11 protein-coding genes and 1 pseudogene are annotated in these 12,726 nt (G+C 75.1%); all 12 read right to left on the bottom strand.

Annotated elements, in window-relative coordinates:
- Positions 1–215: pseudogene (locus tag HLB09_RS06560) on the bottom strand (hypothetical protein); the annotation flags it as partial.
- On the bottom strand, positions 212–1,033 hold the full coding sequence (locus HLB09_RS06555; RefSeq protein ID WP_171202596.1) for a hypothetical protein: 822 nt from the start codon (positions 1,031–1,033) through the stop codon (positions 212–214). The gene HLB09_RS06555 and the pseudogene HLB09_RS06560, both read right to left, overlap by 4 nt.
- Position 1,034: 1 nt before the next feature.
- A complete protein-coding gene (locus HLB09_RS06550) occupies positions 1,035–1,868 on the bottom strand; it encodes a hypothetical protein (protein WP_171202595.1) in 834 nt (277 codons plus the stop codon).
- Positions 1,865–2,914: a type IV pilus assembly protein PilM gene (gene pilM / locus HLB09_RS06545; RefSeq protein ID WP_171202594.1), complete on the bottom strand. Its 1,050-nt coding sequence runs from the start codon at positions 2,912–2,914 to the stop codon at positions 1,865–1,867. Before pilM ends, HLB09_RS06550 begins: the two co-directional genes overlap by 4 nt.
- A 200-nt stretch (positions 2,915–3,114) precedes the next feature.
- Positions 3,115–3,900, bottom strand: coding sequence for a prepilin peptidase (locus HLB09_RS06540; RefSeq protein ID WP_171202593.1), 786 nt, complete (start codon positions 3,898–3,900; stop codon positions 3,115–3,117).
- 9 nt (positions 3,901–3,909) lie between these two features.
- Positions 3,910–5,727 (bottom strand): hypothetical protein, encoded by a 1,818-nt coding sequence (locus tag HLB09_RS06535; RefSeq protein WP_171202592.1) that lies wholly within the window; start codon positions 5,725–5,727, stop codon positions 3,910–3,912.
- Positions 5,727–6,386 (bottom strand): prepilin-type N-terminal cleavage/methylation domain-containing protein, encoded by a 660-nt coding sequence (locus HLB09_RS19845; protein WP_171202591.1) that lies wholly within the window; start codon positions 6,384–6,386, stop codon positions 5,727–5,729. Before HLB09_RS19845 ends, HLB09_RS06535 begins: the two co-directional genes overlap by 1 nt.
- Positions 6,383–7,639 (bottom strand): type IV pilus modification PilV family protein, encoded by a 1,257-nt coding sequence (locus tag HLB09_RS19840; RefSeq protein WP_171202590.1) that lies wholly within the window; start codon positions 7,637–7,639, stop codon positions 6,383–6,385. Before HLB09_RS19840 ends, HLB09_RS19845 begins: the two co-directional genes overlap by 4 nt.
- 95 nt (positions 7,640–7,734) lie before the next feature.
- Entirely contained in the window at positions 7,735–8,187 is a 453-nt protein-coding gene (locus HLB09_RS06520; RefSeq protein ID WP_171202589.1) for a prepilin-type N-terminal cleavage/methylation domain-containing protein, read from the bottom strand.
- A 211-nt stretch (positions 8,188–8,398) separates the two neighbouring features.
- On the bottom strand, positions 8,399–9,622 hold the full coding sequence (locus HLB09_RS06515; RefSeq protein WP_171202588.1) for a type II secretion system F family protein: 1,224 nt from the start codon (positions 9,620–9,622) through the stop codon (positions 8,399–8,401).
- A gap of 11 nt (positions 9,623–9,633) precedes the next feature.
- Entirely contained in the window at positions 9,634–10,842 is a 1,209-nt protein-coding gene (locus HLB09_RS06510; RefSeq protein ID WP_171202587.1) for a type IV pilus twitching motility protein PilT, read from the bottom strand.
- Between the two features lie 134 nt (positions 10,843–10,976).
- Entirely contained in the window at positions 10,977–12,656 is a 1,680-nt protein-coding gene (locus HLB09_RS06505) for a GspE/PulE family protein (protein WP_171202586.1), read from the bottom strand.
- Positions 12,657–12,726: the final 70 nt, after the last annotated feature.

The following is a 12,726-nucleotide window of genomic DNA, read 5'->3' as shown; positions in this document are numbered from 1 at the left end:
CCGGCGAGGCCCGCCCCGAGGCCCAGGCCCGCGAAGGGGTTCGCGCCCGGGGCGAAGAGCGGCGGGCCGCCGACCGGGCCACCGGGAGCGGTGGCCCCGGCCGACCGGGGCGCCGGCACGACGCCGTCCGGCGACGTCGGCGAGGACGACGTCGGGAAGGAGGGCGACGCCGGGAAGGACGGCGTCGTGGGCTCGTGGTCGTCCGCAGCGGTCACAGCGGGTCCTCCGTGGTGGGCGGCGCCGCGGCGCTCGCCGCGGAGGGATCGGTGGCGCCGGCGGTCGGCGCGGGCGCGGGAGCAGGAGCCGGCTCGGGGCTCGCAGCGGTGCCCGTCGCCCCGTCGGCGGCGGTGGCGCCGGCGGCGGCCAGGGCCACGAGCTGCTCCTCCTGGGGCGTGGTCGGCAGCACGAGGGCGTCCGCGGAGACGGAGAGCTGCAGCGCGCCCTCCCCCTCGCCCGCGGTCAGGCTGACGCTGCGCACGAGGAGCGCTCGGGGCAGCTCGACCTGCACGAGCCGCAGCAGCTCCTGCAGCTGGGCGAAGGAGCCGGTGGCGGTGAGGGCCACGGGCACCACCTGGACGCCGCCCGGCACGGCCGGGTCGGTCGGGGCCGGGCTCGTCGCCGCGGTCCCGTCGGCGGAGGCGTCCGCGGGGGCCTCAGTCGGCACGGCCGCCGCGGCGTCGGTCGGCACGTCCGCGGGCTCGGTCGGCGTGACCCCGGTGAGCTGGGCCCCGGCGAGGTCGGACAGCTCGGTGACCTGCCGCAGCAGGGCGGGCAGCTGGGCGTCGGCGGGCACCTGCTCGCGGAGCGCGGCGACCTCGGCCCGGGTGGTCGGCACGTCGCCGAGCTGCTCCTCGAGGCGGCGCACCTGCGCCGTGAGGAGGTCGTTCTGCGCGGCGGTGGAGGCGGTCTGCTCCCGCAGGTCCGCGGCGAGCTGCTGGCGAGGGCCCACGAGGAGCAGCCACGCCGCCGCCACGAGCACGAGGCCGAGCAGGGCGGCTCCGCCGACCCAGGCGGTGGTCCGGGTGAGGCGCATCTCAGCCCACCCCCGCCGTGCTCGTGCCGTCCGGTGCCGGCGCTGCCGTGCTCCCCGCGGCGACGGCGCCGCCGTCGGCTCCCGTGACCGCTGCGCCGTCGGCGCCCGTGGCGTCCTCCGCGTAGCGCCCGGACAGCGCCGCCGCGTCGAGGTCGGCGTGGGCCTGGACGGTCGTGCCGCCCTCGGCGCCCGCCGTCGTGCTGTCGGCCCACGGGTCCTGGACGCCGGGGGTCTCGCCCAGGACGTCGAGCAGGTCGGCCGTGTCGGGGACCGTGGTCCCCTCGAGGGAGAGCGTCACGCCGCCGACGGAGCCGACCGTCGAGGTCGCCGCCGGGTCGACCGGGGCGGCCGCGCCGTCCGCGAGCTGCATCGTCAGCGACGTCAGGCGCATGCCGTCGGGCAGCTGGTTCGCGAGGTGGGCGGAGTAGCGGTACCAGAGCACGTCCTGCGCGAGGGCGGTGTCGCGCGCGGTGGTCAGCGCCGTGCGCTGGGCCTGGAGCAGGGGGACCTCGGCGAACTGGGCCTGCTCGGCCTGCAGCTGCGCCGTGCGCGCCTGCTCCCCGGCGAGCGCCTCCTCCGCGGAGGAGACGCGCGCGCCGGCCAGCACGGTGGCCGCCGCCGCCCCCACGACGACGAGGCCGAGGGCGGCGGCGAGGCCGAGCTGCAGGCGGCGGAAGCGGTCCGCCTCGGCGACGGCGCGCGGCAGGAGGTCGACCGACGGCGCTCCCGTCAGCCGGACGACCTCGACGTCGCTGTCGTCCTGGCGCCGCTGGCCCGGGACGGCGAAGGTCGGCGCGCCGGAGCCGCCGCCGGCGAAGGGGCTCGCGAAGCTCACGCCGCACCGCCCAGCGCCAGGCCGACCGGGACCGCACCGAGGGTGGCGACCTCGGCCGCCGGGCCGTCGTCGCTCGTCGGGCCGACGACGAGGCGCGCGAGCGCGTCGCCGCGGCGGACCGGCAGGCCCACCACCTCGGAGAGCAGGTCGGCGAAGCCGGGCACGAGGGCCGTGCCGCCGACGAGGACCACGCCGCGCAGCGGGTCGCCGCCCTGGGTGGCGGTGTAGTAGTCGAGGGAGCCGCGCACGCCGTCGGCCAGGCGCTCGGCGGCGCGGGTCACGACGTCGGCCGAGCGCGGGTCGCCCACGTCGGCGCGGGCGTCGACGTGGACGCCCTCGTCGCGCAGGAGGCGCCGGGCGTCGTCGGGGTCGAGGCCGGAGGTGACGAGCTCGTCGACGACGCGGTCGCCCCCGCCGGTCAGGACGCGCACGAAGCGCGGGGCGCCGTCGGTGTGGACGGCGACCTGCGTGACGCGGGCGCCGATGTCGACGACCGCCTCGGCGCCCTCGCGGGAGCCGGCCGGGCTGGCGACGGCGCGCAGCGCCGCGAACGGGGCGAGGTCGACGCCCGTGACGCGCAGGCCGGCGGCGCGGACGGCGTCCACGCGGGCCATGACGGCGTCCTCGGAGGCGGCGACGAGGAGCCCGCGCACCGTCGTGGTGCCCTCGCTGGTGCGCTCCTCGACGGGGTGGAAGTCGAGCACCGCCTGGTCGACGGGCATCGGCAGCACGTCGGCCACCTGGAACGGCAGCGCCTTGCGCAGGTCCTCGGGCGGCATCTTGGGCAGGTCGACCGAGCGGACGACGACGCGCTGGGACGCGACGCCCACGGCGACCTTCCGCGACCGGAAGCCGCCGACCGCCCACAGCTCCTTCAGCGCGGCCGTGACGGCGACCCCGTCGAGCACGTCGCCGTCGCGGACCGCCCCGTGGGGAAGGGCGACCGAGGCGAAGCGGACGAGCGCCGGCCCGGCCTTCGTCAGCGCCACCTCCGCGGCGCGCACGCCGGACGTGCCGATGTCGAGGCCGATGCTCGAGCGGGGCACGGGGGCCTCCCGGGAGGTCTGCGCCCGCGGCGCGGGCGGTGGGGGCGACGGGTGGATGCCGTCGAGGCTCCATCGGCACCCCCGCCCGGGCCTTGAGCCGTCCGGGTCGCTCGCACGGCACCCTCGCGAAGGTGACGCTCCCTTCACCCCCGGAGGCCCCGCCCCCGCGGAGGTGACGCCCCCTTCACGCCGGACGCCGCTCAGGCGACGCCGAGCAGGTCGAGGTAGCCGGCGGCCAGACCGGGCCCGGCGGCGACGCCGATGGCCGCGCCGAGGAGCATGAACGGGCCGAAGGGGATGGCCGACTTCCGCCCCGCCCGCCGGGTGGCGAGCAGGACGACGCCGACCAGGCCGCCGACGAGGAAGGCGGCGAAGGCGCCGACGGCGAGCTCGGCCCATCCGAGGTAGCCCAGGTGCATCCCGAGGAGCCCGGCGAGCTTGACGTCGCCGAAGCCCATGCCGCCCGGCTTGGCGAGCGCGAGGCCGAAGTACCCGAGCCACATCACCGCGAGGCCGATGCCGAGCCGCGCGAGTGCCCACCAGTCCGCCTGCAGCGCAGCCGCTCCCACGAGCAGCACTGCTCCGACCACGTAGGACGGCAGGACGATCCCGTCGGGGAGCCGGTGGTGCTCGAGGTCGATGGCGGTGAGCGCCACGGCCACGCAGCCGAGGTAGAGGAACGCCGGCAGCGCGGGCGACCAGCCGACCTGCAGGGCCACGAGGGCGAGCAGGACGGCGGTGCCGACCTCGAGCAGCGGGTAGCGCGGGCTGATGGGCGCCCGGCAGTCGCGGCAGCGCCCCCGCAGCAGCACCCACGAGAGGACGGGCACGTTGTCGCGGGCGCGCAGCCGGTGGCCGCAGCGCGGGCACGCGCTCGGCGGGGACACCACCGACTCCCCCGCCGGCACCCGGTGGACGACGACGTTGAGGAAGGAGCCGACGAGCAGGCCGAGGACGGCGCAGGAGACGACGAGGGCGGTGGTCACCGGTCGGGCTCAGCCGTCGGTGACCCGCGAGACCGTCCACGGGGAGTCGGCGGGGCTGAGGAAGAAGGGCGGCGGCAGGTTGGCCAGGCGCTTGTCGAAGACGTAGTCCTTCACGTAGCCGTTGCTCCCCTGCTTGACGATGCCGCGGTGCTTCTGGGCGATCGTCCCCCGCACGGTGAGCGCTCCGAGCTCGCCGCCCCGGTCGTAGTTCTGGACGACGAAGCTGTGGCCCACGGACAGGACCGCCGCCTCGATGCGCTTCACCGGCGTGCTGAGCAGGCGGGAGCCGGAGGCCGTCTGGGGGTTGTACACCCAGACGAAGCCGTTGGGGATGAGCCCGAGGACGTCCGTGCCCGTGAGGCCGCTCGCGTACTGCAGGTCACCGGTCACGACGACGTCGCGCGCCGTCGCCAGCGTCGTCTGGCCGCTGAGGATGCCGCTGACGAAGGCCGTCCCGTTGGCGCAGCCGTACGTGATCTTCGTCTGCCCCCCGGCGACCTCGTTCGCCAGCGGGTGGCCAGCGGCGGCGCCCGGGCTCGGGCACGCGCCGGGCAGGTCGTCGACGTAGACGAGCGGCGGCACGGCCCAGCTCTGCGCCTGGGTCCGCCGGGACGCGTCGAAGCACCCGGGGGTCGTCGTCGTGGTCTGCGGGCTCAGGACCGTCATGGACGACCCGGTGTAGGTGATCTTCGTCTCCCCCACGTAGGTGCAGCCCGCCGCGCGCCCCTCCGACTGGATGCGCGCCTTGAGGTCGCCGTTGGACCCGGGGAGCTGGAGGACGGGCGCGTACACGGGCTTGGACCCGGCGCTCGTCGGCGACCCGCCGCCCCACCAGCGCGCGGCGGGATCGGGCGCGGGCGTCGTGCCGTCGGCCCAGCCCGTCTCGGTGACGGGGCTGGTGAAGGTCACGGAGGAGCCGCCCGTGATGGCCATCGCGTCGTTGGTGTGGACGGGGCCGGTCAGCACGTCGTTGTAGCCGAAGAAGATGGACTGGCAGGCGAAGTAGACGGTCCGTCCGTAGTCGAGGCTGGCGGACAGCACGCCGCCGCCGTCGACCAGCATGATCGGGGTCGTCGACGAGGCCGTGTAGCGGGAGACGCTGAGCCCGCCGTAGTCGAGCGCGTGCCTCCCTGCGTAGTAGTAGGACCCGCACTTCTGCGCGTAGACGGCGGGGTCGGGGGCCCAGCTCGACCCCGACGGCGGGGACACCAGGCCGCCGGCCGCGTTGACCACCCAGGTGGCGACGGACGTGAGGGGGACGAGCGCCGGGTCGGTGACCTCGAGATCGGTGAAGTAGACGTAGTCGAGGAAGCCCGAGTGGCGCAGGGACGCCGTGAGGGTTCGCCGCTCGCCTCGCGAGACGCCCGTCGCGCGCACCCGGATGACGCCGGACTGAGCCGTCTGCGAGGGCGTCGTCAGGAGCTGGTAGCTGAAGCGTCCCCCGGCCCCGCCGGGCACCGGTGCACCGCCCGCGGCGAAGGCGGGGTTCGCCGGGTCGACCCCGGTGCCTGCGGTCGTGTAGTAGCTGGGGTTGGCCACGAGCCGCGACAGGTAGTCGTCGAGCCCGGCCTGGGCGGCCGCCGTGGCCGTGCGCACGTCCTGGGCGCGCCGGCTGAGGGGGGCGGCGGTCATCGCGGCCATGAGGGCGACGAGGGCGAAGGCCGTGAGGACGCTGACGGCGCCGACCACCAGCACGAGCGCGCTGCCCTGCTCGCGGTCCGCCCTCCGGACGAGCCTGCGGCGCCGGCCGTGGGCGGCGGGCGCGGACACGTCCGCGGGGTCGGACGGCACGGAGGTCGGGACGGGTCGGGGGACGGACGTGGTCATCAGGCCCTCGGGACGGTGTTCGGGCAGGTGACGAGGGTCGTCACCGCGCTGGTGAAGGCGCGACCCGTACCGGTCGCGGTCGAGGACAGCGAGAGCCCCACGCTGCGGACGGCGACCGGGTCGGTCGTCGTCGCGGTGCCCGTGCTGTCGGCGTAGTAGGTGAAGAGCGTCTGACCCGGGCTGGTCCCCCGGAGCAGGCAGGTGGTCCGGGCCGCTGCGCTCGCCGGCGCGATCGTCTCGGTGAGGCAGTCGAGGGCCGCGTCGTAGCGGTAGGTGACGGTCGTCAGCGGGGGGTCCTGAGCCGCCTGCGCAGGGTCGGCGACCCAGGCGGCGTCCTGGACGCTCGCCGTGAAGCGCACCTCCGACGGCGTCGTCGTGAGGAAGGCGGCGGTCGTCTGGGAGGCGGGCGTGGCGACGCGCAGCCGCCGGCCGATGACGTCGGCCGCCAGGCGCACCTCGGCGTTGGTCGTGGTCTTGGCGCGCACCTCCGTCGTCCCGCGGAGCTCGGCGACGAAGACGGAGCCGAGGGCGACGAGGAGCACCGAGGTGATGCCCATGGCGACGAGGAGCTCGACGAGCGACATCCCTGCGTCGCCGCGCGCCCTCCTGAGGACGGGCTCACCTCCGGACAGCACCCCTGCACCGGGTCGAGCGGTCACGTCGGCACCGTCACGGTCACCGACTGGCCCGCCGTGACCGTCGTCGCCGCCGAGGAGCTGAACGACTCGTAGCGCGAGAACTGCCACGGCCCGTCCGGCAGCGGCAGCGCCGTGCCCGACGAGGTGCTGATCGCGAGGGTCGCGGCCCCCGCGCACGCGCTGCCCGTGCCGGGGCGCACGTAGACGGTCGCCGGGAGGGCGCCGCTGCCGCTGTTCGGGCCCTGGAGCACCGCGGTGCCGAAGGGGAGGGTCGCCGTCGGCGACCCTCCCGGCAGGACCACGACGCTGACGCCACCGGCCGTCGACGAGGAGCAGCCGCGGACCTGGTACGTGCCCGGGAAGAGGGCGGTCGCGCGGTGGGTGGTCCCCCCCGGGCCCTCCTGGAGGCAGTCCGCCGACCCCGCCGGGACGGTGGCGCACGACGGGTAGAGGCGCCGGGTGGTGGGCACCGAGAAGGGCGCGTCCAGGGTGAGGGGCATCCCGGTGCGCTGGACGCCCGCGGGGGTCGTCGAGGGGGCCGTCGTGGTGACCGTGATGGCTCCCGACCGGTCGAGGGTCGTCCGCGGCCGGGCGACCCGGCCCGGGACGACGGTGAAGGAGCCCGTCAGCGCGGCCGCGGCCTGGGTGGGGGCGACGTAGCCGCTCAGCGAGGCGGTGGCGAGGTAGGTGCCGGCCGGGGCGTCCGGGAAGGACGCGCAGCCGGTGCTGCTCGTCGTCGCCGTCCGCGTGGCCGTCGACGGTGTCGGTCCGACGAGCGTGATCTGGACGCCGAGGACGCCGGCGCCGTCCGCCCCCGCGACCACGACGGCGACGGCGCCGGGCTGGCCGGTGAGCGCCGGGGAGGTGGGTCCTGGCGACAGCTGCGTGTCGCCGCGCACCGGCTGCGTGCGCCCCATCGCCGGCCAGGTGACGGTCACGCCGACGGTCTTCGTCACGGTGCGCGCCGTCGACACGAGGCAGGCGTCCGCGCCGGCGCCGCTGGAGAGCCAGGCGACGGCTCGCTCGACGGTGTAGGTGGTGCCCTGCTGGGTGACCGCCCGGGTGGTGGTGCCGACCGGCAGGTCGTCGACCGCCACGCCCCGCGCCGCCTCGAGCTCGGCGGTCATGAGCGCGGCCGCCTGGACGCGCTGGCTGTTGCCGCGGGAGAGGTCGAGCGCGCCGATGAGGACGGACGCGACGGCGACGGCGCCGATCGCCAGGACCATCGCGGCCACCACGGCCTCGACGAGCGAGAAGCCCTCGTCCTGCTGCACGTCGGTCCTCCCTAGGTGCTTGGTGCTGCGAGCGGAGCGGTGGACGCAGGAGGCGGGAACCCGGACTACCGGGTCCCCGCCTCATCCGCAGCCGGTCAGGCAGGCGTGCAGCTGGTGACCGGAGTGGCGTTGGCGAAGGTCTTGAGCCCCGTGCCGTCCACGAGCACGTAGCCGTCGGCCGGGTCGCTCGTCCTGACGACCACGCAGTAGGTGCGGTTCACCGTTCCGGACCCGGCCGTGACGCTGTTGCCGGCGCTGAGCTTGCCCGTCGCGACGTCCGCGGTCGCGGTGATCTTCCAGTCCCCGCCCGCGGCGGTGCTCGACGCCGTCGTGGCGAGCGCCGAGTCGACGTAGTAGGCGGCGAACTCCTTGCCGATGACCGACGCGTCGGACTTGGCCGAGGTGAGGCGCGCCTTCGAGCGCTGCGACAGGAACACGGGCACGGCGATCGCGGCGAGGACGCCGATGATGATCATGACGACGAGGAGCTCGATGAGGGTGAAGCCGGCGTCCTTCTCGCGGATCGACTTCTGGATGCGAGCCATCATGGGCTGATCTCCTGGAGGGGATGAGGACGAGTCGCCCGGTGGGCCCGCGCGCGGTTGCGCTTCGCGACTCCTTGCCCCGTCCTCATCGGCCGTGCGGCCTCGACCTTGAGGGGTCAAACCTCCTGCGGGGCTGCGTCACCCGCCTGGCTGCGTGCAGGAGCGCCCTCGTCCACCGGACGAGGGCGCTCCTGGCCGGGCCACGCGACGGGCCCTACTGGATGAGCTCGAAGACGCTGAAGATGGGCATGTAGAGAGCGACGATCATCGCGCCGATGACCGAGCCCAGGACGGCGATCATCAGCGGTTCGATGAGGGAGGTGAGCGCCTCCGTCGTGGCCTCGACCTCCTGGTCGTAGAACTCGCTGATCTTGGCGAGCATCGCGTCGAGGGCGCCGGTGTCCTCCCCCACGGCGAGCATCTGGACGACCATGGGCGGGAAGACCGCGTGGCGGGCGAGGGGGCCGCTCATGGTCTGCCCCTGCCGGACGGCCTCCCGGACGTCGTCGGTCGCCTTCTTGAGCACGGTGTTGCCGGCGGTGTCGCCGACGATCTCGAGGCTCTGGAGGATGGGCACGCCGCACGCGACCATCGTCCCGAGGTTGCGGGTGAAGCGGCTGATGGCGACCTTGCGGAAGAGGAGGCCGAAGACGGGCAGCCGCAGCTTGAGCGGGTCGACGACGGCCCGCACTCCCTCCCGGTGGCGGACGCGACCCCAGACGACGGCCCCCGCGACGCCGAGGACGACGAGGCCGGGGGCGACGGTGCGCAGGAGGTCGCTGAGGACCACGAGCACCTGCGTCGGCAGCGGCAGCTCGCCGCCCAGGTCGCTGAACATCGTCGCGAAGACCGGGACGATGAAGACGAGCATCCCCGCCGTCGCGAGGACCGCCATGACGAAGACGACCACGGGGTACGTCATGGCCGACTTGATCTTGGCGCGGAGCTTCGCCTCGGCCTCGAAGGTCTCGGCGACCTGCAGGAGCACGGCGTCGAGGAACCCGCCGACCTCGCCGGCGCGCACCATGCTCGTCATGAGGGGTGGGAAGACGCGAGGGTGCGCCGCCAGCCCGTCGGACAGCGACGTCCCGGTCTCCACCTTCCCCCGGACGTCCGCGAGCGCCTTCTGCAGGCCCTTCGACTCGCTCTGCTCCGCGAGGATGGACAGCGAGCGGACGAGCGAGAGCCCGGCGCCGACCATGGTCGCGAACTGCCGTGACATGACGGCGAGGTCCTTGAGCGTGACCCGGTCCCCGCCCGGCAGGGTGATCTCCCGGTTGAGCCCGGTCCCCTTCTCGTGCAGCGACACCGGGGCGTAGCCCATCCCCCTGAGACGGGCGACGAGGGCCTCCTCGCTCGCGGCGTCGAGCGAGCCGGTGACGAGGGAGCCCGAGGCGTCCCGGACGGAGTACTCGTAGGTCTTCGTGGCGGTCGCCATCGCTGCTCCTCTCAGGCCCGGCCGCAGAGGCGGGCCAGGTCCGCCGGGTTCGAGCTCTTGTCCATCGCGTGCTCGTAGGTGACCGCGCCCACCCGGACGAGCTCGGCGAGGTGCTGGTCGAGGGAGTGCATCCCGGCCGCGCCACCCGCCTGGAGCGCCGAGGGGAGCTGGTGGGTCTTGCCCTCGCGGATGAGGTTGCGGACCGCCGGGGTCGCCATGAGCACCTCGGTGGCGACGGCCCGGCCGCGGCCGTCGGCGCGCTTGCACAGCGTCTGGGAGACGACGCCCTGCAGGGCGCTCGCGAGCATCGTCCGCACCTGGTCCTGCTGGTCGGCGGGGAAGACGTCGACGACGCGGTCGATCGTCTGCGCGGCGTCCTGGGTGTGCAGGGTGGCGAGGACGAGGTGCCCGGTCTCGGCGGCGGTGAGGGCGATGGAGATGGTCTCGAGGTCCCGCAGCTCCCCGACGAGGATGATGTCGGGGTCCTGGCGCAGGGCGTGCTTCAGCGCGGCGGTGAAGGACCGGGTGTCCTCCCCCACCTCCCGCTGGTTGACCACGCAGCCCTTGTGCTGGTGGAGGAACTCGATGGGGTCCTCGACGGTCATGATGTGGTCGCGCCGGGTGCGGTTGGCGAGGTCGATGATGGCGGCCAGGGTCGTCGACTTGCCCGAGCCCGTCGGCCCCGTCACGAGGACGAGACCGCGGGGCAGGTGGGCGAAGGTCGCGACGGCCGGCGGCACCCCGAGCTCCTCGAGCGCCCGCAGCTCGTTCGGGATGGCCCGGAAGGCCGCCCCGACGCTCCCCCGCTGCTTGTAGAGGTTGACGCGGAAGCGACCGACCCCCGGCACCGCGTGGGCCAGGTCGAGCTCGAGGTGCTCCTCGAAGCGCTCGCGGTGCTTCTGCGTGAGCATCCCGTACAGGCCGCGCCGCAGCGCCGCCGGCTCGCAGGTCGGGAACCCCGGGAGGGCGGCGAGCTCGCCGCGCACGCGGACCGTCGGCGGGACGCCGGCGGTCAGGTGCAGGTCCGAGGCCCCCGCGGCCGTCATGGCGACGAGGGCGGCGACGACGTCGACCTCCGGCTCGGGCGGGACGTCGCCGCTGCGCGGCTGCGGCAGGAGGGCGTCGGGCAGGCGAATCGCTCCCGCCACGACCCGCTCGGGCGCCACCGCAGGGCTCGGCGGGGGCGCAGGGGACGGGTCGCCGAGGGGCTGCAGCTCCATGCGCGGGTCATCGGCTGGACGGGCGCGGGCCTTGAGCGGACCCCGCTCTGCGGCAGTCGGCCCTGAGGCCGTGCCATGGTCGACCTCGGTCCGGCTCCGGGGCGACGTGGGCGTCGGCGTGGGCGTGGGCGGCGTCACGCCACGACGCGCAGGACCTCCTCGACCGAGGTCAGCCCCGCGGCGACCTTGGCCCAGCCGTCCGCGCGCAGGCTCGTCATCCCCTCCCCCGCCGCGAGGCGGGCGATGTCGGAGGAGGACGCGCGCTCGACGGCGAGGCGCTCGACGCCCTCGGTGACCGTCATGACCTCGTGGAGGGCCAGGCGCCCCTTGTAGCCGGTGCGCGAGCAGTGCGGGCAGCCGACGGGGCGGTGCAGCACGGGCAGCGGCGTCCCGGGCTCGTGCGGGTAACCGGCGAGCGCGAGCGTGTGCTCGTCGGGCTGGTAGGCCTCCTTGCAGCGCCCGCACAGCCGCCGGGCGAGGCGCTGGGCGAGCACGCAGTCGAGCGCGGACCCGACGAGGAAGGGCTCGATCCCCATCTCGGTGAGCCGGGTGATCGCCGAGGGCGCGTCGTTGGTGTGCAGCGTCGAGAGGACGAGGTGGCCGGTGAGGGCCGCCTCGACGGCGATGGTCGCCGTCTCCGCGTCGCGGATCTCGCCGAGGAGGACGACGTCGGGGTCCGAGCGGAGGATGGAGCGCAGGGCCCCGGCGAAGGTCAGCCCGGCCTTGACGTTGACCTGCACCTGGTTGATGCCGGGGAGCCGGTACTCGACCGGGTCCTCGACGGTGATGACGTTGATCTCGGGCCGGCTGACGATGTTGAGCGTGGCGTAGAGCGTCGTCGACTTCCCGGACCCGGTGGGGCCGGTGACGAGCACCATGCCGTAGGGCTTGCGGTAGCTCGTCGCGTACCGCTCGTGGTTGGCGTCGCTGAAGCCGAGGTCGGCGAGGTCGAGGCTCGCGGTGGAGTTGTCGAGGATGCGCATGACGACCTTCTCGCCCCACACGGTCGGCAGCGTGGCCACGCGCAGGTCGATCTTGCGCCCGTGGTGCACCACGGAGAGGCGGCCGTCCTGGGGCCGGCGCCGCTCGGCGATGTCGATGTCCGCCATGATCTTCAGCCGGGAGATGACGCCCGACTGCACCGAGCGGGGCGAGCGCATGACCTCGTGGAGGACGCCGTCGATGCGGAACCGGACGCGCAGCTCGTGCTCGCCCGGCTCGATGTGGATGTCGGACGCGCGGTCGGTGATGGCCTGGTCGATGAGCAGGTTGACGTAGCGGACGATCGGCGCGTCCTCGACCGCGGCGGCGACGAGGGACAGGTCGTCCTGCGGGTCCACGTCCGCCGAGATCGCCGAGGTGAGGTCGTCGAGGTCGGCGTCCGCGCGGCAGAAGCGCTCGACGGCGGCGGTGAGGTCCTCGCGCGTCGCCACGACGGGCACGACGTCGAGGCCCGTGATGCTCCGCAGGTCGTCGAGGGCGACGACGTCGCCCGGGTCCGCCATGGCGACGACGAGGCGGCGCTCTGCGTCGAGGCCGATCGGCAGCAGGTGGCTGCGCCGGCACAGCGAGGCGGGGACGCGTGCGACGGCCGAGGGGTCCACGGGGTGCTCGGTGAGGTCGACGAAGCCCAGGCCCACCTGGGCGGCCAGCGTCGCGACGAGCTGCGACTCGGTGATGGCCCGGGTGCTGACGAGCGCCTGGCCGAGCCGCTGGCGCGTCGTCTGCTGGTGGATCAGCGCCTCGTCGAGCTGCTCGGGCGTGATGACGCCCTGCTGCACGAGCAGGTCGCCGATGCGGGTGCGGGTCCTCACGCGCGGCCTCCACGGCCCCGGGCCGCGGCCGCCCGGGTGGGGGCGGCGGGGGCGCGGCGAGGGGCCGACG

Origin of the sequence: Pseudokineococcus marinus, from assembly GCF_013004605.1 — a bacterium.
Classification (GTDB): domain Bacteria; phylum Actinomycetota; class Actinomycetes; order Actinomycetales; family Quadrisphaeraceae; genus Pseudokineococcus; species Pseudokineococcus marinus.
This window is presented reverse-complemented; position numbering and strand designations above follow the sequence as displayed.